Below are 23808 nucleotides of genomic sequence, written 5' to 3'. Positions count from 1 at the left end.
TTTACCGCATCTGCCGGCTTGGTCCGCGCGCGGCGCGGCCTCCGCCAAAAGAGGGTTCAGCGCGGGGCGCGGTTGCGCGATCATCGGCGACCCTGTGGCCGTCGCGTTGTCCGCGCCGGCGCGGGCAGGACAGCACCAGGAATTCAGGATCGCGGCTTCCCCCCGGCCGCGCAGCGCAGGACGAACCGCCGATATGCCAGCCGCCACGACTCCCCACCGCCCCTCGCGCCTGCGCGCGCGCCTGGCCGCTGCGCTCGCGGCGGCAGCGCTGGCCGCGCCGCTCGCGGCCGCGGCGCAGGGCGCGGCCGCCGCGCGCGCCGGCGCCAATCTCGACGTGCTGCACTACAGCGTGCGGGTCGAGCCGGACATCGCCGGCAAGACCTTGCGCGGGCAGGTCTCGATCCGCCTGGCCCTGCGCGCCGAGGGCGCCCAGCAACTGGAGTTCGACGCCGGCGAGCTGGAGATCGAAAAGGTCTCCGAACGCGGCCGCGCGCTGGTCTTCGAGAAGGTCGAACAGCGCCTGCGCGTGCGTTTGCCGCAGCCCGGCAAGACCGGCGAGCGCCATGAGATCGACGTGGTCTATCGCGGCGCGCCGCGCTACGGCCTGGAGTTCCATCCCGAGCGCAGCGAGGTCTACACGATCTTCTCCACCAGCCAGTGGCTGGTGTGCATCGACGCGCCGTCCGAGCGCGCCAGCCTGGACCTGACCCTGACCGTGCCCAGCGGCCTCAAGGCGGTCGGCAACGGCCGGCTGGTGTCGAAGTCCGCGCTCGGCGGGCGCCGCGATTCCTACCGCTGGCGCCAGGACCAGCCGATGCCGAGCTACGTGTACGGCTTCGCCGCCGGCCGTTACAACGAGGCCGGCGGCACCGGCGAAAACGGCGAGCTGCGCTTCCTGTCGGCGGAACTGCAGGGCCCGCAGCTGCGCAAGCTGTTCGCCGACAGCGCCGACATGCTGCGCTTTTTCGGCCGCCGCGCCGGCATCCGCTACCGCGGCACCTACAGCCAGGTGCTGGTGGCCAAGACCATCGGCCAGGAACTCGACGGCTTCGCCCTGCTGTCGGAAGCCTACGGCCGCGAGGTGCTGGAAAAACCCGAGGCGCAGGGCCTGATCGCGCACGAACTGGCCCACCAGTGGTGGGGCAACATGGTCACCAACCGCGACTGGGGCCAGTTCTGGCTCAACGAAGGCTTCGCCAACTTCATGGCCGCGGCTTACCTGGAGCACCGCTTCGGCGAAGCCGCGTACCGCGAGCGCGTGGACAGCTGGAAGCGGCGCGTGGACAAGCTGCGCGAGAGCGGCAAGGACCATGCCCTGGTCTACGCCAACTGGAACAAGCCCACCGCCGACGACCGCGCCGTGGTCTACCAGAAGGGCGCCTACGTCCTGCACCTGTTGCGCGAGGAACTCGGCGAACGCGCGTTCTGGCGCGGCGTGCGCACCTACACCCGCGCCTACTACGGCCACTCGGTGACCAGCGCCGACCTGCGCCAGGTCATGGAGCGCGCCAGCGGCCGCGACCTGTCGGCGTTCTTCGCCCGCTGGGTCGACGGCGCCGAACCCGCCCCCGCGATGCCGTCCAGACCCGACCCCGCGAAGTAACTCGAAGCCCCTGTAGGAGAGGCGCAAGCCGCGACCGCGAACGCTGCGGTCGCGCCGCCGCTTTGCGCCCGACGAAAACGCCGCCCGCCCGACCGGCCCTCCAGGCCGCATCCGCGCGCGCCGCCGGCCGCCCCGCGCCAACCCGCCGCCCGTCACGCTTCCGGCTTCACATTTCCAGTCCTCACGCTGTGCGCCAACGGTCGTCTTGGCTTTAGGCTAGGGGATCGCCCCGCCCGCCACCGCCAGGACTCCCGCCATGACCCAGCCCCGCTTCGCCCCCCGCCATGCCCGTCCGCGCCGCGCCCCGCTGTACCGGGCGACGATGTGCGCCCTGTGGCTCGGCGGCAGCCTGTGCGCCGGCGGCGCGCTCGCCCAGGACGCCGGGCCCGCGCAACCGCCGCCGGCGCAGGCCAGCGAAGCGCGCACCCTGGAAACCGTGTCGGTGCTCGGCTCGCGCCGCGCCCAGCGTTCCTCCGACACCACCTCGATCTCGCCGGTCGACGTGCTGCCGATGGCCAAGAACGCCGAGGAAGGCGCGCAGTTCGACCTCGCTCAATCGCTGCAATACGCCGCGCCGTCGTTCAACTCGACCCGCCAGAGCGGCGCCGACGGCGCCGATCTGGTCGACTCGGCCGCGCTGCGCGGCCTGGGTTCGGATCAGACCCTGGTGCTGGTCAACGGCAAGCGCCACCACACCACCGCGCTGCTGAACCTGTTCGGCGCGCGCAACCGCGGCAACACCGGCACCGACCTCAACACCATCCCGCTGATGGCGATCGACAGCGTCGAGATCCTGCGCGACGGCGCCGCCGCGCAGTACGGCTCCGACGCGATCGCCGGGGTCATGAACATCTCGCTGAAGAAGCGCAAGGGCTGCGAGGCCGTCGCCGGCTACGGCCAGTATTCCAAGGGCGACGGCGAGAACTGGCTGGCCACCGCGTACTGCGGCTTCGGCCTGGGCAGCGACGGCAGCATCGGCATCACCGGCGAATGGCAGGACCGCGGCCGTTCCGACCGCTCCGAGCCGGCCGGCAGCCCGCGCATCATCGGCGACTCCAAGGTCAAGAATCAGACCCTGTTCCTCAACGGCGACAAGCCGCTCGGCGAGAACCTGGATCTGTACTTCACCCTCGGCGCGCAGAAGCGCGACGCGTCTTCGGCCGCGTTCGCGCGCGAGGGCATCGGTTCGGAGGACATCCCCTCGCGCAACTCCGCGGCGATGTACCCGGACGGCTTCGTGCCGTTCATCGACGGCGACATCGACGACCGCTTCGGCATCCTCGGCCTGCGCTGGGCGCTCGGCGAATGGAACGCCGACCTGTCCTACACCTACGGCTACAGCAAGCTGCGCTACACCATCAACAACACCCTCAACGCCTCGCTGGCGAATCTCGACCTCATCAACGGCGGCAAGGGCGTCAGCCCGCGCAGCTTCGACGCCGGCGGCTTCTCGTTCGAGCAGAACACGGTCAACTTCGACGTCAACCGTTTCTACGACCATATCTTCCGCGGCCTCAACGTCGCCTTCGGCCTGGAGCGGCGCGACGAGCGCTACAAGATCTTCGCCGGCGAGCCGGGCTCCTACCTCGACTACGACGGCGACTCCGACGGCGGCAACGCCGGCAGCCAGGGCTTCCCCGGCTTCCGCCCGGGCGACGCCGGCGGCCACAGCCGCGACAGCTGGGCGGCCTACGCCGACGTCGAAGCCGACTTCACCGAGCGCTTCACCGCCGGCGTGGCGGTGCGCTACGAGGATTACAGCGACTTCGGCAACACCACCACCGGCAAGCTCGCCGCGGGCTTCCGCGCTACCGACACGCTGATGTTCCGCGCCTCGGCCAGCACCGGTTTCCGCGCGCCGTCGCTGCAGCAGAAGTATTTCTCCTCGACCATCACCGACTTCGTCAACGGCCAGCCGGTCGACGTGGTGATCGCGCCGAACGGCGGCGCCCTGGCCAACCAGGCCGGACTGCCGGCGCTGACCAAGGAGAAGTCGCGCAACTACACCCTCGGCCTGACCTGGTCGCCGAGCGCCGACACCTCGCTGACGCTGGACGCCTACCGCATCGACATCGACGACCGCATCGTGCTCAGCGGCCGCTTCGGCGACGACGATCCGGTCATCGGCGACGCGCTGCGCGCGCTGCAGGTCGGCCAGGCGCAGTTCTTCGTCAATTCGGTCGATACCCGCACCGAGGGCGTGGACTTCACCTTCAACAACGAGCGCGAACTCGGCAACGACTTCAAGCTCGGCACGTTCTTCGCCCTCAACCTCAACCGCACCAAGGTCCGCGCGATCCACGCGCCGCCGGCGCTGGTCGGGCGCGAGGACGTGCTGTTGTCCGAGCGCGAGCGCTTGTTCATCGAACAGGGCGCGCCGCGGTCCAAGGCCGTGCTCGGCTTCGACCTCAGCCGCGGCGCCTGGGAAGGCAACTTCAAGGCGATCTACTTCGGCCCGCAGACGCTGGGCACCTTCACCGGCACCGCCGGCGGCGTGCCCAACGCGCGCTACAAGGCCAAGGCCTCGGCCGACCTCAGCGTGACCTACGCCTTCAGCGACAACACCAAGCTCACCGTCGGCGGCTCCAACCTGTTCAACGTCAAGCCGACCCGGCAGGACCCGAACGAGACCGACAACGGCCATATCTTCGACAGCGTCCAGTTCGGCCTGAACGGCACGGCGTATTTCGTGCGCCTTTGGCATAAGTTCTGATCGCGGCGGCGGGTAGGATCGGGTCATGCACGAAGACCTGATCGCCCATCTGCACGACCTGTCCGCCGGCTTCGGCGCGCTCGACGCGCGGCGGATGTTCGGCGGGCACGGCGTGTACCGCGACGGCACGATGATCGGGCTGTTGTCGGACGAGACGTTGTATCTGAAGACCGACGAACACACCCTGCCGCGTTTCCGGGCGGCGGGGTGTTCGCCTTTCCTGTACGCGCGGCGCGGCGAGACCGTGCCGACCAGTTACTGGACGGTGCCGGAGGAGGCGATGGAATCGTCGCAGGACATGCGGCCGTGGCTGGCGCTGGCGTGGGAGGCCGCGGTGCGGAAGGCGGCGAAGAAGCGTCCGGCCAAGCAGCGCGCGGCGAAGAAGGTCGCGAAGAAAAAACCGCGGGCCTGATTCGACTGTGGGTATCCGACTGTAGGAGCGGCGCGAGCCGCGACCGCGACAACGCAACTACGCCGCAACCTTCGCCGTAGCTGCGTTGTCGCGGTCGCGGCTTGCGCCGCTCCTACAGGTAGCGAGCCGAAGCAACGCGGCGACTCATTCCTTTTCGACCGCCAGCAGCCAATCCAGGAACGCCCGCGCCGCCGGCCGCAGCCGCCGGTGCGCCGGATAGATCGCGTAGTACGACCAGCGCGCGGTCATCTTCGGCCCCGGCAGCCGCATCAGCTGGCCCGAGCGCAGGTAGGGCACCACGATCTGCTCGCGCGCGAGCGCCGCGCCGAGGCCGTGCGCGGCGGCCATCAGCGCGTCGGTGGTGTCGCTGAAGGTGTAGCGTTCCTCGAGCTTGCGCCCGTGCACGCCGGCCGCGCGGAACCAGTCGTGCCAGCCCTGGCGGGCGTGGTCGGCGATCAGCGGCAGCTCGGCGATCTGCGCCGGCTCGGCGATCGCCTCGACCCCGGGCGTGCGCGGCGAAGTCACCGGGAACAGCGCGTCGGCCATCAGGAAGTGCGAGGTCAGCCCCGGCCAGTGGCCGGCGCCATGGCGGATGCCGAGGTCCGGGCCGCTGTCGTCGAAACGGGCCAGGGCGATTTCGGTATCGACGCTGAGCTGGATGTGCGGGTGGGCGCGGGCGAATTCGGGCAGGCGCGGCAGCAGCCAGGTGTAGGCCAGCGAGTGCAGGGTGGTGATGCGGACCCGGTCGCGCTCCTCGCGCGCCAGGCGCAGGCTGCGCAGCACGCCGTCGACGTCGGCCAGCGCGGTGCCGGCGGCGTCGGCCAGCTGGCGGCCCTGCGGAGTCAGCGCGACCCCGCGCGCGTGGCGCTGGAACAGGCTCACCCCGAGCCGGCTTTCCAGCTTGCGCACGTGGTGGCTGACCGCGCTGGCGGTGAGATGCAGTTCTTCGGCGGCGTGGGCGAAGTTCTGGTGGCGTGCCGCCGCCTCGAACGCCGCCAGGGCCGGAAGCCAGTCCGCTCGCAGGGCCATCGGAGCCTCAAGTCAGATTTGTGCCTGGGTGCGAAAGTATGCGCTTGCGTCGGATTGGCGGCCAGTCAGAATAAGCCGCAGGGAAAAGCCAGATTATCGTCGCAGTTGCCCGAACCCCGTCGCGCCCGCGCCTTACGACGTCCGCACATGAGCCTCATCGACCTGCTTGCGACCTCCGCCGAACTGCCCGATGCCTGGCGTTCGAGCGTGGTCGGCCGCTTCGGCGGCGCCAACCTCAAGCTGCTGCGCATGGACGCCGGCGCCTACGAGGAAGAGACGCACGATTTCGCCGAAGGCCTGCTGGTGCTCGACGGGACGATGCGCCTGAGCGTCGGCGGCGAGGTGGTCGATGTCGGTGCGGGGCAGCTGTATGTCGTGCCCGCCGGCGTCGCCCACGCGGTCGCGCCGGGCAGCCGCGGCACGCTGGCGATCCTGGACGTCTGAGCGCGCCGTCCGGCGTGCGCGTCGCCGCACCGGCGTGCAGCGAGCCGGCGTGCAGCGAGCGGGCGCGGAGTCGGTACGAATCCGGATATGCGCCGACCCGCCGCATGGCGACACTGCGCATGGAGGCCGCCCGCCGCCGGCTCGGCGTTTCCCCTCGTGCGCAACGGCGCCCGTCGCCGCTGCGCCGACCGCGTCGCCGCGAGGCCGGCGCGGCCGTGGTCCCCCGCGGGCGCCGCATCGCGCGGCCGCCTGTTCCGAACCGATGTCTCCGAGGATCTTGCGCATGCGTTCCCCCGAACTCGCCGCCACCGTGACGCCCAACGGCTCCGCGCCCGCGCCCGTCGCTGCCACGGACTCCGCCCGCGCCGGCTGGCGCACGCCGCTGGAACTGACCGTGCTCGGCGCGATCTGGGGCGGCTCGTTCCTATTCATGCGCGTGGCCGCCAAGGACTTCGGCGCGCTGCCGCTGGTGGAGATGCGCCTGGGCCTGGGCGCGCTGATCCTGCTGCCGTTCCTGTGGAAAGCGCGCGAGTCGTTCCGCGGCGCGAAGATCTGGGCCAAGCTGGCCTTGATCGGCGTGATCAACTCGGCGCTGCCGTTCGCGCTGTTCGCCTGGGCCGCGCAGCGCGCGCCGGCCGGGGTCGGCGCGATCACCAATTCGATGGCGGTGCTGTTCACCGCCCTGGTCGGGTTCCTGTTCTTCGGCGAGAAGATCGGCGCGCAGCGCGCGATCGCGTTGCTGGCCGGGTTCGCCGGCGTGGTGGTGCTGGCCAGCGGCAAGACCGCCGGCGCCAGCATCGGCTGGGCGGTGGCGGCCGGTTGCGCGGCGGCGTTCCTGTACGGCATCGGCGCCAACCTGGTGCGGCGCCAGCTGACCGGCCTGCCGGCCGCGGCGGTGGCGGCGGCAACGCTGGGCAGCTCGGCCCTGCTGACCCTGCCGTTCGCGATCGCGAGTTGGCCCACCCACGCGATCCCGGCCAAGTCGTGGCTGTCGGCGAGCATGCTCGGCGTGCTGTGCACCGGCATCGCCTTCGTCATGTACTACCGGCTGATCCAGCGCATCGGCGCCGGCCGCGCGGTCGCGGTGACCTACCTGGTGCCGCTGTTCGGCGTGGCCTGGGGCTGGATGCTGCTGGACGAGCCGCTGACCCTGAGCATGCTGATCGCCGGCGCGCTGATCCTGGGCAGCGTGGCGATGAGCCAACGGGCGGCGAAGTAAAGCGCCGCCGCCGGCCGTCGTTCCCGCTTCCGCGGGAATGACGAGCAAAGGCGCAAGCGCCGCCGCCCTCGCGATACTTCCCACCCCGATTCCCCACGACCGGAGCCCCCGCGTGACCCCGATCCAGCACCGCGTGCAGTTCGACTTCGAAGTGGAATTCACCAACGGCGGCGGCCTGCAAGGCCAGGGCTTCCGCCTCGACATCGACGGCGACGACATCGCCGACGCCGAACTGGCGGCCTACATCGTGCGCGACCTGCGCCTGCTGATGGCCGGGCCGGTGCGCATCCTCAACAAGACCGTCCTGGTCGAGGCGCACAAGCGCGCGGCCGGCGCGCTGGAAAGCGGCGCGGTGCGCTACGTCGACCTGAGCCACACCATCGAGGACGGGCTGGTCACCTATCCCGGCCTGCCGCCGGCGCATATCTGCGATTACCTCAGCCGCGAAGCTTCGCGCGAGGTCTACGCCGAGGGCACCCAGTTCCAGATCGGCCGCATCGACATGGTCGCCAACACCGGCACCTACATCGATTGCCCCTCGCATCGCTACGCCGACGGCAAGGACCTGTCGCAGATCGGCCCGGAAGACTGCGCCGACCTCGACGCGCTGGTGGTGCGCGTGCCCGAATCGCTGCGCGCGATCGACGATTCGCATTTCCGCGGCCTGGAGCTGCGCGGCCGCGCGGTGCTGGTGCACACCGGCTGGGACCGGCATTTCGCCACCCCGGCTTACGGCGTCGGCCATCCGTTCCTGACCGAAGCCGCGGCGCTGTGGCTGCGCGACTGCGGCGTGCGCCTGGTCGGGATCGACTCGGTCAACATCGACGACACCTCGGGCAAGTCGCGGCCGGTGCATTCGACCCTGCTCGGCGCGGGCATCCTGATCGTCGAGCACCTGCGCAACCTGGCGGCGCTGCCGGACGCCGGTTTCAGCTTCAGCGCGATGCCGCCGAAGGTGAAGGGGATGGGGACGTTTCCGGTGCGGGCGTTGGCGAAGCTGCGGGGGTAGTCCGTCGCGGCGGAGAGGAAAGCATCGGGCCTGAAGGCCCTCCCACAAGAGCCGCGGCTTTTGTGGGAGGGCCTTCAGGCCCGAGGCCTTTGTCTCGGCCGAAGCCGAACCTCAGCGCTGCAGATAGTCCTGCAACGCCGCGATCGCCAGCCGCACCTTCGCCGGCTGCGGTTCGCGCTGCGCGGTCACCGCGAACACGCCCAGCGCCGGCATCCGCCACTGCGGCAACACCAGCACCGCGCGGCCGTCGGCCACCAGCGGCATCGCGTCGGGCTCGGGCAGGCGCACGATGCCCAGGCCCTGCAGCATCATCTGCCCGACCACGCGCGAGTTGTTGGCGACGATGCGCCCGCTCACCCGCACCCGCCGCGACGGTTCGCCGTCGCGGAACAGTTCGACGTATTCGGGCTGGTTGATCACGCTCAGAATCAGCATCGGGTGCTCGGCCAGTTCCTCCGGCGCGCGCGGCAGGCCGTGCTCGCGCGCGTACTCGGCCGAGGCCACCAGCAAGTGCCGCCACTCGGCCAGGCGCCGCGCGACCAGGTTCGAATCCAGCAGCCGGCCGACCCGGATCGCCAGGTCGATGCGCTCGCCGATCAGGTCGATCTGGCGGTCGTCGGCGAAGATCCGCAGCGCCAGCGCCGGATGCGCGCGCAGCAGCGGCGCCAGCGCCGGCGCCAGGTGCTGGGCGAATCCGACCGGCACGGCGATGCGCAGCTCGCCGCGCGGTTCTTCGCGCAGGTCGCCCAGGTGCCGTTCGGCCGCGCGCGCGGCGTGCAGCATCGCCGCGCAGTCCTCGTAATAGGCCTGGCCGATCTCGGTGGTGCTGAGCTTGCGGGTCGAGCGATGGAGCAGGGCGGCGCCGGTCTCGGCCTCGAGCTGGCGCAGTTGCTGGCTGACCGCCGAGGGGGTCATGTCCAGCTCGCGCGCGGCCGCGCTCATCGAGCCCAACTCGACCACGCGGGCGAACACGGCCATGCGCTTGAGGCGGTCTATCGTGAAGTCCAGCTTCATGGTCATAGTCTCCTGGGCCGGATTATCGGCGGACCTGTTAGCGCACAGACTATATCCCGTCCTCAGACCAACGGGAGTTCCGCATGAACATCGTCCTTATCGGCGCCACCGGCTACGTCGGCCGCGCCGTGCTCGAAGAAGCCCTGAACCGCGGCCACCGCGTCACCGCCGTGGCCCGCAACACCGACTCGCTGCCGGCCCACGCCGGCCTGACCGCGCGCGCCGCGAACGTCGGCGGCGACGACCCGGCCGCGCTGGCCGCGGCGCTGCGCGGCGCCGACGCGGTCATCGCCTCGTTCAACGCCGGTGGCTGGCAGAACCCGAATCTCGGCGCCGACACCGTCGCCGGCTACGGCCAGATCGTCGCCGCGACCAAACAGGCCGGCGTGCCGCGCCTGCTGGTGGTCGGCGGCGCCGGCAGCCTGGAAGTGGCGCCGGGCCAGCAGGTACTCGACCAACCCGGCTTCCCCGACGAATACCGCGCCGGCGCCGAAGCCATGCGCAGCGTGCTCAAGACCCTGCGCGAGGAGCGCGAACTGGACTGGACCTTCCTGTCGCCGGCCGCGCACCTGGTGCCGGGCGAGCGCACCGGCCGCTTCCGCCTCGGCGGCGACCAATTGCTGGTCGATGCCGCGGGCGAGAGCAAGATCTCGGTGCAGGACTACGCGGTGGCGCTGATCGACGAACTTGAACAGCCGGCGCATTCGCGTAAGCGGTTCACGCTGGCGTATTGAGCCGGCGCGAGGGGAGGGCGTTCGGGGCCGATGCGGCGGGTTCGTAGCTGCGGATCGAGAAGCGTCGGGCCTGAAGGCCCTCCCACAACGGCAGCGGCAGGGGACAGTGGGAGGGGCTTCAGCTCCCGACGCTGTTCGCCCGGGTCGCCGTGTCGCATCGGAACGAAGGGCGTCGGGCCTGAAGGCCCTCCCACAATGGCGGTGACGGGGTGCAGCGGGAGGGGCTTCAGCCCCGACGCTGTTCGCTCAGGTCGCCGTGCCGCATCGGAGCGAAAGGCATCGGGCCTGAAGGCCCTCCCACGGCGGGATCGGCGGGAGGGCTTCAGCCTCGATGCTGTTCGCTCAGGTCGCCGCGTCGCATCGGAGCGAAGGGCATCGGGCCTGAAGGCCCTCCCACAATGGTGGCGACAGGGTGCAGTGGGAGGGGCTTCAGCCCCGACGCTGTTCGCTCAGGTCGCCGCGCCGCGCCGCATCGCAGCGAAGGGCACTCTCCAGTCGACCGCGTTTCAGTCGCCGCGCAACTTGCCGATCAGCCGCATCGCCGCCGCCGGGTTGCGGTGCTTGGCGGCGCTGATGAAGTACACGAACACCTCGCGCGCCGCGGCCGCCGGCGTCGGTGCGGCGACGTGCGGCAGCTCGGGATTGTCCTCGCCGCGCGCCCACGCCCGCGCGCGCCGCGCCCAGTCGTCGAGTTCGTCGTCGGGATAGCCCGTGGGGACTTCCGCGCGCGAGCGCATCAGCCGCGCGTAGACGAAATCGCCGGTGATGTCGGCCAGCGACGGGTATTCGTCCGAATCGGTGAACACCGTGGCGATGCGCCGCTCGCGCGCGAACTGCAGGTATTGCGGCGACAGGAAGCTGGGATGGCGCACTTCCAGCACGTGCTTGAGCGCGCGGCCGTCGAGCGTGCGCGGCAGCGCGTCGAGGAACGGCGCGAGGTCGTCGGCCTCGAAGCGGCGGCTCGGCGCCAGTTGCCACAGGATCGGGCCGAGCCGTTCGCCGAATTCGGCCAGGCCGCCGTCGATGAAGGCGCGCGCCTGCGCACTCGCCTTGGCCAGGGCGCCGGCCTGGGTGACCCGGCCCGGCGCCTTGAGCGAGAACGCGAAGGTTTCCGGCGTCTGCGCCGCCCACTTGGCGTAGGTGGCGGGCTTCTGCGCGCTGTAGAAAGTGCCGTTGATCTCGATGCTGCTGAGTCGGCGGCTGGCGTATTCCAGCTCGCGTCGCTGCACCAGCTTGGGCGGGTAGAAGTTGTCGCGCCACGGCGCGTAGGTCCAGCCGCCGATGCCGCAGCGGATGCCGTCGATCGCCTCGACGCCGGCCGCGCCGGCCAGCGGATCATCGCCGACGGGCTGGCTCGGCTTGGGCGGCGCTTTCTTCGCCGGCGCCGGCACGGGCGCGCCGAACAGATCGCCGGCGGCGGGCATGGAGTCGTTGCGCTTGCTCATAGGTTCCAGGGGTTGTAGGTGCCGAACCACCACAGCCGGCCTTCCAGGTCGCGGCAGGTATAGGCGCGGCCGCCGTAGTCCTGATCGGCGACATCGACCACGATCTGCGCCCCGGCGGCGCGGGCGCGCGCGGCGTGCTCGTCGGCGTCGCCGACCAACACGCAACAGGCCTGAGTTTCGCGCCCGCCGATCTCATCGGGTTGGACGATGCGCCGCGACCACTCGCTTTCGTTGTCCGGATCGACCGAGCCGAGCATGATCATGCCCGGCCCATAGGTCAGCTGGGCGTGGTGGACGATGGCGCCGTCGGCGTAGACCGCGTGTTTCTCGAACCCGAACGCGCGGCACAGCCAGTCGATGGCGGCGTGCGCATCGCGGTAGCGCAGACACGGAATGATGGTGCTGCCGGCCAAAGCGTTCATCGCAACTCCTGTGCGGCGGGGTGCGCGCGAGGCGCCCGTGACGTGACAAAACGCAGGCGACGAGCATAGCGCGGCGGGACTATCCTGGCATCTTCACGGTGCCGCGCCGCGGCGGGAGGAATCGGATGGCCAGTTATTCCGGCAGTTGCCATTGCGGCGCGATCGCCTACGAAGTGCAGGGCGAACTCAAGGAAGCCTACGACTGCAATTGCTCGATGTGCAGCCGCCGCGGCGGCCTGCTGTGGTTCGTGCCGGCGGACGCGTTCGAGTTGAAGACCGACCGCGCCGACGTCGCCACCTACCGGTTCAACAAGCACGCCATCGACCATCACTTCTGCACCCAGTGCGGCATCGCGCCGTTCAGCGAAGGCAAGATGCCCGACGGCGTGCCGATGGTCGCGATCAATGCGCGTTGCCTGCAGGACGTGGATTTGGGCGCAGTGAAGATCGTCGCGATCGACGGGCGTTCGTTCTGATCCTGCGAACGCGGCACGCTCGCCGATGCCATGCCGCGGCGCGCCGTTTTGTGGCGGATCGCGCCGATACCGCGCGAGCGCCGCCGAACGCGTCGGTGCCGACGCCGCGACGCCGCACCTTGCGTTTCCCCAGCGCCCGCGCCGCGCCGCGCGCGCGAGCCTGATTTCGGACATGTCCCAATAGGGCGGCCTCCGCACGGCCGCGTTAGTGATTATCGAGCGCCCAAGAAACGGCGCGGAGGTCGAGGCCGGGCCGCGCGGAACCTCGGAGATGCGCTCCGATATCCGGGCCCCTGGCACGTCGGCCGCATTCGGGATTTCCCGATCATCACATTGGGGTCAATCGCACTATGGGTAATCGTCACCCGCGTTCCAACGCACTTTCCCTGGCCACCGCGCTCGTCCTGGGCGCGTGCGCGTTCGCGCCGGCGTACGCCGGCGGCAAGGCCAATCTGGCCTCGCTCGAGGACGGCAGCCGTTCGTTCGGGCGCTTCGTCGTCACTTATCGCTCCGGGACCGCGCCGCGTCGCGACGCCGCTGCGCTCGAGCGTTCGCTCGGCAACGCCGCCTCGGCGCTCGGCCTGAACACGCTGCAGCGCCTGCGCCGCACCGCCACCGGGTCCGACGTGGTGGTCAGCCCGCGTCCGCTGAGCCGCGCGGAAGCGACCGCGCTGCTGCATACGATCGCCGCCGATCCCAATGTCGAGTCGGTGGAGAACGACATGCGCATGGTGCCGTACTGGACGCCTAACGACTCGCGTTTCCGCGAACAGTTCGGTTTCGGCAGCGGCGCCGGCGGCATCCGCGCGACCACCGCCTGGGACCTCGCGCGCGGCGCCGGCACCGTGGTGGCGGTGATCGACACCGGCATCGCTTCGCACAGCGACCTCAACGGCAATTTGGTCGGCGGTTACGACTTCATCAGCGCCCTGAGCGGGGCCGAAGCGCAGCAGTTCGGCGCGTTCTTCATCGCCGCCGACGGCAACGCCCGCGACGCCAATCCGGCCGATCCGGGCGACTGGAACGACAACCCCAACGCATGCCGGACCGGCAACTCGTCTTGGCACGGCACCCACGTCGCCGGCACCGTGGCAGCGGTCACCAACAACGCCAAGGGCGTGGCGGGCACGGCGCCGGCGGCCAAGGTCGTGCCGGTGCGCGTGCTCGGCCGCTGCGGCGGTTTCTCCTCGGACATCGCCGACGCGATCACCTGGGCCTCCGGCGGCGCGGTGCCGGGCGTCCCCGCCAATCCCAACCCGGCCGACGTCATCAACATGAGCCTGGGCGGCTCGGCGCCGGGAGCCTGTCCGCAGAGCTACAAGAACGCCATCGTCGGCGCGGCCCAGCGCGGCAGCATCGTGGTCGTGGCGGCGGGCAACGACGACGCCAACGCGAGCACGGCGGTCAACAGCGACGGCCAGCCGGTCGGCTACACCATGACCAACTGCGGTACGGTCATCTCGGTCGGCGCGACCACCTCGTCCGGCGGCCGTTCCAGCTTCTCCAACTTCGGTCCGGGAGTGGACATCGCCGCGCCCGGCTCGGGCATCCTGTCCACCGTCAACAACGGCTTGCGCGGGCCGACCACCGAAGCCTACAAGGCCTACGACGGCACCTCGATGGCGACGCCGCACGTCGCCGGCGTCGCCGCGCTGGTGCAGTCGGTGGCGCGCACGCCGCTGACTCAGGAACAGATGCGCACCCTGCTGAAGAACACCGCGCGTCCCTTCCCGATCTCGCCGGGCGCCAAGCCGATCGGCGCGGGCATCGTCAACGCCGACGCCGCGGTGAAGGCGGCCAAGGCGCTGTAAGCGGCGGGCCGGTTCGAACCGGCCTTGCAGCGGGAACCCCGGCGGCGACGCCGGGGTTTTCTTTTGCGCGGTGCCGGGCGAATGCGGCGCGCGTTGCGGCCGCGATCCGCATCGGCTCAGTGCGGGGCTTCGCAAGCCGCGGCCAGCCGCGCGCGCCCGCGTTCGGTCAACACCGCCACGCGGGTCTCGCCGCGTTCGTCCACCCGCACCCAGCCCGGCCCCGCAGTGCCGCCGATGGCCTCTTCGCCGAGCCAGGCCAGCTCGCGCAGCAACACGCTCATGCGCAGGCCCAGGCGCTTGCACACCCGCGGCAGCGACAGGCCGTCGGGGTGCTGGGCGAGCAGCGCCAGCAGCGGCTCAGTCGACGCGGACAAGGCCGATGTCCTTGGCCGATTGCAGCTCGCGCCCGCGCGCCGGCGCGTGCGCGTGCACGATCACCGGGATCGACTTGGAGGTCGGCGTGCGCGCTTCGTCGGCGAAGCTCGACAGCGGCACCAGCGAATTGGTCTCGGGGTAGTACGCGGCCAGGCAGCCGCGCGGGATGTTGTATTCGACCAGCAGAAAGCGCGCGGCGGTGCGCTTGACGCCGTCGTCGCACAGGCTCTCCAGGTCGACCCAGTCGCCGGCCTTCATGCCGAGCGCGGCGATGTCGTCGGCGTGGATGAACAACACCCGGCGCTCGCCGAACACGCCGCGGTAGCGGTCGTTCATGCCGTAGATCGTGGTGTTGTACTGGTCGTGCGAACGGGTGGTGGCCAGGGTGAACACCGGTTGCTCGCGGCTGGCGCGGGCGCGATGCACCGGCAGGTCGGTCGGCACCGCGTGGGCCTTGAACAGCGCCTTGCCCTGCGGGTTGATCCAGCGCCGCTCGGCGGCGGCGTTGGGCAGGTGGAAGCCGCCGGGCACGCGCACGCGCGCGTTGAAGTCGTGGAAGTCGTCGAACACCTGCGCGATCAGGTCGCGGATGCGGTCGTAGTCGCCGATCAGGTCGAGCCAGTCGATCCTGCTGCGTTCGCCGAGGGTGGCGTGGGCCAGGCGCGCGACGATCGCCGGTTCCGACAGCAGCTGCGGCGCCGCCGGCGCGTTGATGCCCGACGACAGGTGGACCATGCTCATCGAATCCTCGACCGTCACCCCTTGCGCGCCGGCGGCCTGCAGGTCGATCTCGGTGCGGCCCAGGCACGGCAGGATGTACGCGTCGCGCCCGTGCACCAGGTGGCTGCGGTTGAGCTTGGTGGTGACGTGCACGGTGAGGTCGCAGCGGCGCAGCGCGCGATGGGTGGCCTCGGTGTCGGGGGTGGCGGTGGCGAAGTTGCCGCCGAGGCCGAAGAAGGTCTTGCAGCGCCCCTCGAGCATGGCCTGGATCGCGCCGACGGTGTCGTGGCCGTGGCGGCGCGGCGGTTCGAAGCCGAACACGTCGCGCAGGCGGTCGAGGAAGGCCGGCGAGGGCTTCTCGTAGATGCCCATAGTGCGGTCGCCCTGCACGTTGCTGTGGCCGCGCACCGGGCAGGCGCCGGCGCCGGGGCGGCCGATATTGCCGCGCAGCAGCAACAGGTTGACGATCATGTGGATCGTCGCGACCGAGTGCTTGTGCTGGGTGATGCCCATGCCCCAGCAGCAGATGACGCTGTCGGATTGCGCGTAGATGTCGCCGGCGCGTTCGATCTCGGCGCGGCTCAGGCCCGACTCGGCGATGATCGTGTCCCAGGATTCGGCCGCCACCTCGGCGGCGAACGCGTCGAAACCGTGGGTGTGTTCGGCGATGAAGGCGGTGTCGATCACCCGCGCCGCGCCGTCGCGCTGCGCTTGCGCGTCGAGCTCCAGCACCCGCTTGATCATGCCCTTGACCGCGGCGAGGTCGCCGCCGATGCGCAGCTGGAAATAGTCCGAGGAGATGCGGGTGGAGCCGTTGTGCAGCATCTCCAGCTTGTTCTGCGGATCGGCGAATTTCTCCAGCCCGCGCTCGCGCAGCGGATTGAACGAGACGATGGCCGCGCCGCGCTTGGCCGCCTGGCGCAGCTCGCCGAGCATGCGCGGGTGATTGGTGCCGGGGTTCTGGCCGAAGATGAAGATCGCCTGCGCCAGCTCGAAATCGCGCAGCTGCACCGTGCCCTTGCCGACGCCGATCTGCGCCTTCATGGCGGTGCCCGACGGCTCGTGGCACATGTTCGAGCAGTCGGGGAAGTTGTTGGTGCCGAACTCGCGCACGAACAGTTGGTACAGGAACGCGGCCTCGTTGCTGCAGCGGCCGGAGGTGTAGAACAGCGCTTCGTCCGGCGAGGCCAGCGCGCGCAGGTGTTCGCCGATGCGGGCGAAGGCTTCGTCCCAGGCGATCGGCAGGTACTTGTCGCTGGCCGCGTCCCAGCGCATCGGGTGAGTCAGGCGGCCCTGGTTTTCCAGCCAGTAATCGCTGTAGCGCGCCAGTTCGGCGACGGTGTGTTCGGCGAACAGTTCCGGTGTGGCGCGGTGCTTGGTCGCTTCCGCGGCGACGGCCTTGGCGCCGTTCTCGCAGAACTCGAAGGTCGAGGTGTGGTCGCGGTCGGGCCAGGCGCAGCCGGGGCAGTCGAAGCCGTCGGGCTGGTTGGCCGAGAGCAGGGTGCGCGCGCCGCTGACCGGCACGTCCTGCTCGATCAGGTGCTTGGCGACGCTGCGCAGCGCGCCCCAGCCGCCGGCGGGGCCGTCGTAGCGGCGGATCGGGTTCTTGTCGCTCATGAAAGCCGGCTCATCGGTTCGTATCCGTGGCGCGCGGCGCGGCGACGGCGTCGTCGCCGTCTTCCAGCAGCCGCTGCGGATGGGTGTAGACGGCATGCCCGTCGTCGCGGGCGAAGCCGATCAGGGTCAGGCCGGAGGTTTCGGCCAACGCGATCGCCAGCGCGGTCGGCGCCGAGATCGCGGCGAGCACGGCGATGCCGGCCTGGGCGGCCTTCATCGCCATCTCGTAGCTGGCGCGGCTGGTGACCACGCAGACGCCGCGCTGCGGATCGGCGCCGGCCAGGGCCATCGCGCCGATCAGCTTGTCGAGCGCGTTGTGGCGGCCGACGTCCTCGCGCACGAAGCGCAGCGCGCCGTCGGCGTCGGCCCAGCCGGCGGCGTGGGTGGCGCCGGTCAGCGCGTTGAGCGGCTGGCTGCGGCGCAGTTCGCGCAGCGCGCGCTGCAGCGCGCTCGCGGCGATGCGCGGGCCGTCGCCGACCCGCGGCGGCGGCCGCAGCACCGCTTCGATGCTTTCGGTGCCGCACACGCCGCAACCGCTGCGCCCCTGCAGGTTGCGCCGGCGCGACTGCAGCGCGGCGGCGCGCGCGGGCGGGATGCGCAGGCTCACGCTGATGCCTTCCAGCGAGGTGGCGATGTCCTCGATCGCGAGCTCGCCGGGCGCGCCGACGATGCCCTCGCTGAGCGAGAAGCCGAGCGCGAAATCGGCGATGTCCTGCGGCGTGCCCAGCATCACCGCGAACGGCTCGTCGTTGTAGGCCAGCGCCACCGGCACCTCGGCGGCGACCGCGTCCATCGCCACGCGCAGCTCGCCGTCGCGCAGCCGGCGCACGCGCCGGCGCACGGCGCCGTCGCCGGGCGCGGGCTGCGGTTCGGACAAGGACGGTTTCGCGCTCATCGCTCGCTCATCGGTTCGGCCCGTCAGTGCAACAGCACGAAGGCTTTCTGCAGCGTCACCCACATGCCCCAGGCCAGCGGCACGCCGACCGCGGCCCAGGCCGCCAGCACCAGCGCCGGGTTGCCGCCGCGGCCGATCAAGGCCATCTGCTCGGCGCTGTAGGCGGCCTCGCCGTTGCGGCCGGTCTTCTCGTGGGCGAGGGCTTTTTCGCGCGCCAGTTCCTCCGGCGTCATGAAGTGCTTCTGCGCGATCGGCCGCACCGCGAGGTTGCACAGCAGCCCCAGCACCAGCATCGCCGCCAGGATATACATGGTGGTGTTGTAGACCTGCGAAGGCGGCAGGCCCAGGCCGAGCTGGTAGTCGCGCATATAGTTGACCACCACCGGCCCGAGAATGCCGGCGGTGGCCCAGGCGGTCAGCAGGCGGCCGTGGATCGCGCCGACCATCTGGGTGCCGAACAGGTCGGCCAGATACGCCGGCACGGTCGCGAAGCCGCCGCCGTACATCGACACGATCACGCAGCAGATCGCCACGAACGCGGCGATGCTGCCGGCGCTGCCGGCCGACGGCGCGGAGGCGTACAGCACGAAGCCGAGCACGAAGAACACCACGTAGGTCAGCTTGCGGCCCAGGTAATCCGAGGCCGAGGCCCAGAAGAAGCGGCCGGCGATGTTGAACAGGCTCAGCAGGCCGGTGAAGCCCGCGGCGATCGCGGCGATGGCCTTGAGCTGGTCCTCGCCGAGCGACTTGATCCCGCCGTCCACGCCGATCAGCCTGCCGCCGAACACTTCCTGCAGCATCGGCGAGGCCATGCCGATCACGCCGATGCCGGCGGAGACGTTGAGGCACAGCACGCCCCACAGCAGCCAGAACTGCGGGATGCCCCAGACCTTGCTGGCGTGCACGTGCTGTTGGGTGATCATCGCGTTGTCCTTGGCCGGCGGCGGCGTCCAGCCGGCCGGCTGCCAGCCGCTGGGCGGCACCCGGTAGCCGAACGCGCCGGCCATCATGAACACGAAATAGCCTGCGGCCAGGACCAGGAAGGTTTCGAACACGCCGACCGAATCGGGCGTGGCGAAGCGCTTCATCAACGCGTCGGCGAGCGGGCTGCCGATCATCGCGCCGCCGCCGAAGCCCATGATCGCCATGCCGGTGGCCATGCCGCGGCGGTCGGGGAACCACTTGATCAGCGTCGACACCGGCGAGATGTAGCCGAGCCCGAGGCCGATGCCGCCGATCACCCCCGAGCCCAGCCACAGCAGCCAGATCTGGTGGGTCTTGATGCCGATGGCCGAGATCACCAGCCCGCCGCACCAGCACAGCGCCGAGACCACGCCAGCCTTGCGCGGGCCGGCGCGTTCGAGCCAGCCGCCCCACAGCGCCGCCGAGCAGCCCAGCAGGACGAAGAACAAGGTGTACATCCAGCCCAGCGAACTGACTTTCCAGTCGCAACCGGTGGCGACCATGCGCGCGAAGAAGCCCATGTCGGCCGCGCATTCCAGCGGTTGCTCGATGCCGACGGCTTTCGACAGCGGCAGCCAGAACACGCTGAAGCCGTAGGCCATGCCGATGCACAGGTGGATCGCGAGCGCGGCCGGCGGCACCAGCCAGCGGTTGAAACCGGGTTTGGCGACGATGCGTTCTTTCGACAGCAGGCCTTCCGTGGCCGGTTGCGATGCGGCGATCGCCGCGCTTTGGCTGGACATGCGGACCCCTCTGGTATGACCACTGCAAATAGGCTGTTCAGGGCATAAAGTGGGGGTGAGGCCCTGGTCGCGAACGCAGGCTAACCCAGTGCGGACGTGGCCGTATATCGATGAGTAGTCTAATAATCGGCTATGAAAAGCCGATTGAGGCTTCCGTGTGACGCCTGAATGCAGCGGGCGTGCGCGAAGGCGTCGAAACCGTGCGAGGTCGGTCATGTTCAAGGTCCAGATCCAACCCAGGTGGACGCTGCACGCCGCCGATGGGCAGCCGCTGCCGGGCAAGCTGATCGAGTTGCTGCAGGGCGTGCACGCGACCGGTTCGCTGGCCGCGGCCTGTCGCCGGGCGGGGCTGTCGTACCGCTACGCCTGGGGCCTGTTGCAGCAGTCGCAGGCCTTGTTCGGCGCGCCGCTGCTGCGCATGGCGCGCGGCCGCGGCGCGCGCCTGAGCGCGCTCGGCGAGCGGCTGGTGTGGGCCGAGCAGCGCATCGCCGCGCGGCTGGCGCCGACCCTGGACAGCCTGGCCTCGGAGGTGGAAGTCGAACTCGGCCGCGCGCTCAGCGCGCAGGCCGCGCCGCCGCGCGTGCACGCCGCGCATGGCTTCGCGGTCGAGACCCTGCGCCGTTTCCTCGACGAGGCCGACGCTGCGGTCGACCTGAAATACCGCAGCCCCGGCGAAGCGCTCGATGCGCTGCGCGCCGGCGCCTGCGACCTGGCCGGCGTGCATCTGCCGATCGGCGAATTCGAGCGCGACATCCTCGCCCATTACGCCGGGCGCATCGACCCGCACGGCGACCGCGTGCTGCACCTGGCCACGCGCCGCATCGGCCTGATCCTCGCGCCGGGCAATCCCAAACGCATCGGGACCTTGGCCGACCTGCTGCGCAGCGACGTGCGTTTCATCCACCGCCAGCCCGGCTCCGGCGCGCGCCTGCTGTTGGAACGGATGCTGGCGCGGCAGGGCCTGTCGATCCACGAGGTGCGCGGCTGCGGCATCGACGAACTCACCCACGCCGCGGTCGCGGCCTATGTCGCCAGCGGCATGGCCGACGCCGGCTTCGGCCTGGAGACCCCGGCGCGGCGCTACGGGCTGGAGTTCGTGCCGATCGCTAGCGAGCACTACTTCTTCCTGGTGCGCGAGAGCACCCTGGATTCGGCGGCGTTGGGCGAAGTGCTGGCGATCCTGCGCAGCGAACGGTTTCGCGCCGAACTGGGCAAGCTGCCGGGCTACGACGCAGGCGGCTGCGGCGAGGTGCAGGACCTGTTCGAGGCGTTCGGCTCGGCGCGCGCGGTGTTCGGGTGAGCGCTGCGAAGCTGCGTGGTCCCGGCTCTCCACGCGGCTTCGATCCTTCCCTGCAGGAGCGGCGCAAGCCGCGACCGCGACAACGCGGCTGCGGCGGGCCTCGCCTATTGAGACCGCATCCGCCCCCTCTCACCGTCGTTCCGGCGAAAGCCGGAACCCATTTTGCCGTTGCTCTTGCGGGAGCCTTTTCCGCCGCGGAGCAAGATCAAAATGGGTTCCGGCTTTCGCCGGAATGACGGGTTTGAGGGGGGGCAGCCTTTGTCGGAACGATGAGGATTGCGCGGAAAGCGCTCGGGCGCGTTCGCGGCGAAACCACCGTCGTGCGCGACGTCTCGTGAGCGGCTGCGGCTTGCGTCGTGGTTGTGTCGGCGCGGTCGCGACTCGCGTCGCTCTACAGGGGCTTCGGGCGGGGCGCGGAAACGCAAAAAGGCGCGGGGAACCCTGCGCCTTTTGCGTTCGAATCGTAAGCCGCCTTCAGCGGATCGGTTCGTCCAGCATCAGCTCGCGCACGAACCGCACCGGCGGCGCGCCGTAGGACAGCACCTGGTCGTGGTAGGCCTTGATCTCGAACTTCGGGCCGAGCTTTTCCTCCACCGCGCGGCGCATGTCGAAATGCTCCTGCGCGCCGACGAAATAGGTCGGCAGCTGCGCCGAGGTCAGCTGCGCGCGCACCCACTTGCCGGCGGCTTCGCGCTCCTGCTGGAAGGTCTGCTTGACCATGAAGTCCATGGCCTGCTCGCGGCTCCAGTCCTCGACCTGCACGCCCTGGTCGAGGATCGCGTTGCCGATGCTGCGCAGGTAGAACTTGAGCTGGACCAGACGGAACAGCGGGTCGTTGTCGAGATAGCCCGAGTCGGCCATCAGGTCTTCGGTGTACACCGCCCAGCCTTCGGCGAACACGCCCGAGCGCAGCACTGCGCGCAGGGTCGAGGGCGCCTTGGCCGAGTGCGCGCCTTCCAGGTAATGGCCCGGCATGGCCTCGTGGATCGACAACAGGTGGATCATGCGCGTGTTGTATTCGCGCAGGAACGAATCCACTTGCTGGTCGTTCCAGTCGTCCGGGATCGGCGAGATCGCGTAGTACGTGTCCAGCCCCTTGTCGAGCGGGCCGGGCGAGTCGCAATACGCCAGCGCCACGCCGCGCTGGAATTCCGGCATCAGGATCACCTTGACCGGCGCGTCGGGCACGGTCACCAGGTTCTTGGCGCGGGTGAACTCGGTGGCCTGGGCCAGCGTCTGCTTGGCGAAATCGACGACCTTGTCGCGCGGCGCTTTTTCGGCGTAGGCCAGTTCCAGCGCCGCTTCGATCGCGGTCTGCTGCTGCTCGGGCGTCGGCTTGTCCGGCAGCGCCGGCGCGTTGGGCTTGTCCTTGAGCTGCTGGACCGCGATCGCGTACATCTCGCCGCGCACGCGCGCCAGCTCGGCCTGCGCGCGCTGCATGATCTGCGCGCGCGACAGCGAGGAGTTCAGCGAGAACTTGAGTTTCTCGTCGTACAGGGTCTGGCCGATGCGGAAGTTGCCGCGGGCGTTCGGCACCAGAGTCTTATCCAGCCAGACCTGCTGCTCGGCCACGGCCTTGCGCAGGCCGGCGACGGCGGCGTCCAGGCGCTTGCGCTGCTCGCCACTGAGCTGGCCGGCGTTGGGCGCGATGAAGGTGTCGATCAGGCTCAGCACGCCGGCGTTCTGCTTGGCCACGGTCTCTGCGTGGATCTTCGGCACCCGCGCCGGATCGAGGTTGGCGCGGGCCTGGGCGAACACCTGCGGGATCTTTTCCATGCGCGCGGTGGCCGAGACCAGCCGTTGCGGCATCGGCGCGAAGTCGCGCGCCATCAGGTTGTAGATCGCGTCGCCGGCCAGGCCGCTGTAGACCTGCGGGTCCCAGGCCCAGCTCTGCAGGGTCTGCAGGTTCCACACGTCCGCTTGCAGGCGGTTGCGCAGGATCAGCGCGTCGACCTGGTTCTCGCGCGAGAGCCTGGCCGCGTCGATCGCGTCGAGTTCGCCGAGCAGCTTCTTGTTGAAGTCGAGCTGGGCCTGGCGGCCGGCGGCGCTGAGGTCGTCGATCTCGCTGTCGTAGCGGTGATCGCCGATCTGGGTCGCGCCGACCGGGTTGAGCTTCATGAAGCCGTCGAGCCAGCGCTTGGACAGCGCGGCGAAGGCGGCGTCCACGGCCGGATCGGCGGCGCTGGCGGCGGCCGGCGCGGCGGCGGCGGGCGCGGCCGGGGCGGCGGTGTCGTGCGGCTTGCAGGCGGTCATGGCCAGGACGAGCAGGGCGGCGGAGAGGGCGAGGACGAGCGGCGAAGGACGCAGCGGACGCATGGGCATCTCGGGGCAGTAGGACGGCGCGGGGCCGGTTGGCGCGCAGGATAGGGCATGGCCATGACCGCCTGCATGGGTCATTGGTCGGGGCGCGGCGGCGGGGTGGGTGGGGGCAAGGCAACCGGCAGGGGAGGCAAAGCGACGGGGCCGCCTGGGCTTAGGGGAGCGGCGTGGGCTGTGGCTGCTGCGGGACGATGCGCGCGGACCTGGCCGGGGGCAGCGCGCCTGGCTAGTCCGTCATTCCGGCGAACGCCGGAACCCATTTTGATCCTGCTTGATCTTTGATCCCGCTGGATCCGCCGCGAGCGTCCGGGGCTCGGAGCGACAGCAAAATGGGTTCCGGCTTGCGCCGGAATGACGGATCAGGGGGGCGGGTCGGGCGTTCGGGGCGAATTCGGCGCCTGGGGGCGCGATGACGCAGCGGGAAGCAGGCGGTATGCGTGCTCTTTGCGCAGTTGCCGTGTCGGCAGTCCGGTTTCGCGGCTTCGACGGGCCCAGGTTTCATAACCATCGGTAATGCCGTCATGCGCGGCGCGGCGTGGGCGCGT

General features: G+C 70.4%; 19 protein-coding genes. 10 read left to right on the top strand and 9 right to left on the bottom strand.

The features are described from left to right. Positions 1–193 precede the first annotated feature (193 nt). The 3 genes from JHW41_RS17970 (at position 194) to JHW41_RS17960 (ending at position 4728) form a co-directional block, all read left to right on the top strand. Positions 194–1603: a M1 family metallopeptidase gene (locus tag JHW41_RS17970; RefSeq protein WP_250444167.1), complete on the top strand. Its 1410-nt coding sequence runs from the start codon at positions 194–196 to the stop codon at positions 1601–1603. A gap of 256 nt (positions 1604–1859) precedes the next feature. After that, the gene (locus JHW41_RS17965; protein WP_250444164.1) at positions 1860–4316 is read left to right on the top strand and encodes a TonB-dependent receptor plug domain-containing protein; all 2457 of its coding nucleotides are present in this window, start codon (positions 1860–1862) and stop codon (positions 4314–4316) included. Positions 4317–4341: 25 nt separating this feature from the next. Beyond that, the gene (locus JHW41_RS17960) at positions 4342–4728 is read left to right on the top strand and encodes a TfoX/Sxy family protein (protein ID WP_250444162.1); all 387 of its coding nucleotides are present in this window, start codon (positions 4342–4344) and stop codon (positions 4726–4728) included. Positions 4729–4872: 144 nt separating this feature from the next. Here the strand turns inward: JHW41_RS17960 and JHW41_RS17955 are convergent, their stop codons facing one another. Then, on the bottom strand, positions 4873–5757 hold the full coding sequence (locus JHW41_RS17955; RefSeq protein WP_078998292.1) for a LysR substrate-binding domain-containing protein: 885 nt from the start codon (positions 5755–5757) through the stop codon (positions 4873–4875). Positions 5758–5904: 147 nt separating this feature from the next. Here JHW41_RS17955 and JHW41_RS17950 point away from each other — a divergent pair, with 147 nt between their 5' ends. The 3 genes from JHW41_RS17950 (at position 5905) to JHW41_RS17940 (ending at position 8429) form a co-directional block, all read left to right on the top strand. Further along, entirely contained in the window at positions 5905–6201 is a 297-nt protein-coding gene (locus JHW41_RS17950; RefSeq protein ID WP_078998293.1) for a cupin domain-containing protein, read from the top strand. A 283-nt stretch (positions 6202–6484) separates the two neighbouring features. After that, positions 6485–7420 carry a DMT family transporter gene (locus JHW41_RS17945; protein ID WP_057946756.1) on the top strand — a complete coding sequence of 312 codons (936 nt, stop codon included), beginning with the start codon at positions 6485–6487 and terminating at the stop codon, positions 7418–7420. A 112-nt stretch (positions 7421–7532) separates the two neighbouring features. Next, a complete protein-coding gene (locus JHW41_RS17940) occupies positions 7533–8429 on the top strand; it encodes a cyclase family protein (RefSeq protein WP_250444159.1) in 897 nt (298 codons plus the stop codon). 111 nt (positions 8430–8540) lie between these two features. Here JHW41_RS17940 and JHW41_RS17935 read toward each other — a convergent pair whose 3' ends face one another. Further along, a complete protein-coding gene (locus JHW41_RS17935; RefSeq protein ID WP_198944611.1) occupies positions 8541–9443 on the bottom strand; it encodes a LysR family transcriptional regulator in 903 nt (300 codons plus the stop codon). Positions 9444–9526: 83 nt separating this feature from the next. Between JHW41_RS17935 and JHW41_RS17930 the strand changes: the two genes are divergently transcribed. Beyond that, on the top strand, positions 9527–10177 hold the full coding sequence (locus tag JHW41_RS17930; RefSeq protein ID WP_250444156.1) for an NAD(P)-dependent oxidoreductase: 651 nt from the start codon (positions 9527–9529) through the stop codon (positions 10175–10177). A gap of 506 nt (positions 10178–10683) precedes the next feature. Here JHW41_RS17930 and JHW41_RS17925 read toward each other — a convergent pair. Further along, a complete protein-coding gene (locus JHW41_RS17925) occupies positions 10684–11622 on the bottom strand; it encodes a DUF72 domain-containing protein (protein ID WP_250444153.1) in 939 nt (312 codons plus the stop codon). Next, positions 11619–12044, bottom strand: a complete 426-nt coding sequence (locus JHW41_RS17920; RefSeq protein WP_057946759.1) for a VOC family protein — start codon at positions 12042–12044, stop codon at positions 11619–11621. Before JHW41_RS17920 ends, JHW41_RS17925 begins: the two co-directional genes overlap by 4 nt. 125 nt (positions 12045–12169) lie before the next feature. Between JHW41_RS17920 and JHW41_RS17915 the strand changes: the two genes are divergently transcribed. Then, complete coding sequence (locus JHW41_RS17915; protein WP_250444150.1) at positions 12170–12520, top strand: GFA family protein; 351 nt, start codon at positions 12170–12172, stop codon at positions 12518–12520. A 350-nt stretch (positions 12521–12870) separates the two neighbouring features. Next, positions 12871–14331, top strand: coding sequence for a S8 family peptidase (locus JHW41_RS17910; RefSeq protein WP_250444147.1), 1461 nt, complete (start codon positions 12871–12873; stop codon positions 14329–14331). 116 nt (positions 14332–14447) lie between these two features. Here the strand turns inward: JHW41_RS17910 and JHW41_RS17905 are convergent, their stop codons facing one another. Genes JHW41_RS17905 through JHW41_RS17890 form a run of 4 tightly spaced genes read right to left on the bottom strand, consistent with a single transcriptional unit; the run spans position 14448 to position 19644 of the window. Further along, positions 14448–14705 (bottom strand): hypothetical protein, encoded by a 258-nt coding sequence (locus JHW41_RS17905; protein ID WP_250444146.1) that lies wholly within the window; start codon positions 14703–14705, stop codon positions 14448–14450. Further along, complete coding sequence (locus JHW41_RS17900) at positions 14689–17043, bottom strand: FdhF/YdeP family oxidoreductase (protein WP_250444143.1); 2355 nt, start codon at positions 17041–17043, stop codon at positions 14689–14691. The genes JHW41_RS17905 and JHW41_RS17900 overlap by 17 nt, the downstream gene beginning before the upstream one ends. A 10-nt stretch (positions 17044–17053) precedes the next feature. After that, positions 17054–17938 carry a formate dehydrogenase accessory sulfurtransferase FdhD gene (gene fdhD / locus JHW41_RS17895; RefSeq protein ID WP_428995393.1) on the bottom strand — a complete coding sequence of 295 codons (885 nt, stop codon included), beginning with the start codon at positions 17936–17938 and terminating at the stop codon, positions 17054–17056. A gap of 23 nt (positions 17939–17961) precedes the next feature. Next, entirely contained in the window at positions 17962–19644 is a 1683-nt protein-coding gene (locus tag JHW41_RS17890; RefSeq protein ID WP_078997323.1) for an OFA family MFS transporter, read from the bottom strand. Between the two features lie 214 nt (positions 19645–19858). Here JHW41_RS17890 and JHW41_RS17885 point away from each other — a divergent pair, with 214 nt between their 5' ends. After that, the gene (locus JHW41_RS17885) at positions 19859–20944 is read left to right on the top strand and encodes a substrate-binding domain-containing protein (RefSeq protein WP_250444139.1); all 1086 of its coding nucleotides are present in this window, start codon (positions 19859–19861) and stop codon (positions 20942–20944) included. Between the two features lie 474 nt (positions 20945–21418). On the opposite strand, the gene JHW41_RS17880 is transcribed toward JHW41_RS17885, so the two are convergent. Next, the gene (locus JHW41_RS17880; protein ID WP_428995392.1) at positions 21419–23260 is read right to left on the bottom strand and encodes a DUF885 domain-containing protein; all 1842 of its coding nucleotides are present in this window, start codon (positions 23258–23260) and stop codon (positions 21419–21421) included. Positions 23261–23808: the final 548 nt, after the last annotated feature.

Source organism: Lysobacter enzymogenes (genome assembly GCF_023617245.1).
Taxonomy (GTDB): domain Bacteria; phylum Pseudomonadota; class Gammaproteobacteria; order Xanthomonadales; family Xanthomonadaceae; genus Lysobacter; species Lysobacter yananisis.
Note: the sequence above shows the minus strand (reverse complement) of the source record. Positions and strands in the feature narration are given on the sequence as shown.

What these genes read in the sequence shown, in the direction of transcription:
- JHW41_RS17935 (WP_198944611.1), bottom strand. Translation starts at nt 9,443, where the DNA reads ATGAAGCTGGACTTCACGATAGACCGCCTCAAGCGCATGGCCGTGTTC.
- JHW41_RS17970 (WP_250444167.1), top strand. Translation starts at nt 194, where the DNA reads ATGCCAGCCGCCACGACTCCCCACCGCCCCTCGCGCCTGCGCGCGCGC.
- JHW41_RS17880 (WP_428995392.1), bottom strand. Translation starts at nt 23,260, where the DNA reads ATGCGTCCGCTGCGTCCTTCGCCGCTCGTCCTCGCCCTCTCCGCCGCC.
- JHW41_RS17900 (WP_250444143.1), bottom strand. Translation starts at nt 17,043, where the DNA reads ATGAGCGACAAGAACCCGATCCGCCGCTACGACGGCCCCGCCGGCGGC.
- JHW41_RS17890 (WP_078997323.1), bottom strand. Translation starts at nt 19,644, where the DNA reads ATGTCCAGCCAAAGCGCGGCGATCGCCGCATCGCAACCGGCCACGGAA.
- JHW41_RS17945 (WP_057946756.1), top strand. Translation starts at nt 6,485, where the DNA reads ATGCGTTCCCCCGAACTCGCCGCCACCGTGACGCCCAACGGCTCCGCG.
- JHW41_RS17915 (WP_250444150.1), top strand. Translation starts at nt 12,170, where the DNA reads ATGGCCAGTTATTCCGGCAGTTGCCATTGCGGCGCGATCGCCTACGAA.
- JHW41_RS17885 (WP_250444139.1), top strand. Translation starts at nt 19,859, where the DNA reads ATGTTCAAGGTCCAGATCCAACCCAGGTGGACGCTGCACGCCGCCGAT.
- JHW41_RS17960 (WP_250444162.1), top strand. Translation starts at nt 4,342, where the DNA reads ATGCACGAAGACCTGATCGCCCATCTGCACGACCTGTCCGCCGGCTTC.
- JHW41_RS17955 (WP_078998292.1), bottom strand. Translation starts at nt 5,757, where the DNA reads ATGGCCCTGCGAGCGGACTGGCTTCCGGCCCTGGCGGCGTTCGAGGCG.
- JHW41_RS17920 (WP_057946759.1), bottom strand. Translation starts at nt 12,044, where the DNA reads ATGAACGCTTTGGCCGGCAGCACCATCATTCCGTGTCTGCGCTACCGC.
- JHW41_RS17965 (WP_250444164.1), top strand. Translation starts at nt 1,860, where the DNA reads ATGACCCAGCCCCGCTTCGCCCCCCGCCATGCCCGTCCGCGCCGCGCC.
- JHW41_RS17925 (WP_250444153.1), bottom strand. Translation starts at nt 11,622, where the DNA reads ATGAGCAAGCGCAACGACTCCATGCCCGCCGCCGGCGATCTGTTCGGC.
- JHW41_RS17910 (WP_250444147.1), top strand. Translation starts at nt 12,871, where the DNA reads ATGGGTAATCGTCACCCGCGTTCCAACGCACTTTCCCTGGCCACCGCG.
- JHW41_RS17950 (WP_078998293.1), top strand. Translation starts at nt 5,905, where the DNA reads ATGAGCCTCATCGACCTGCTTGCGACCTCCGCCGAACTGCCCGATGCC.
- fdhD (WP_428995393.1), bottom strand. Translation starts at nt 17,938, where the DNA reads ATGAGCGCGAAACCGTCCTTGTCCGAACCGCAGCCCGCGCCCGGCGAC.
- JHW41_RS17930 (WP_250444156.1), top strand. Translation starts at nt 9,527, where the DNA reads ATGAACATCGTCCTTATCGGCGCCACCGGCTACGTCGGCCGCGCCGTG.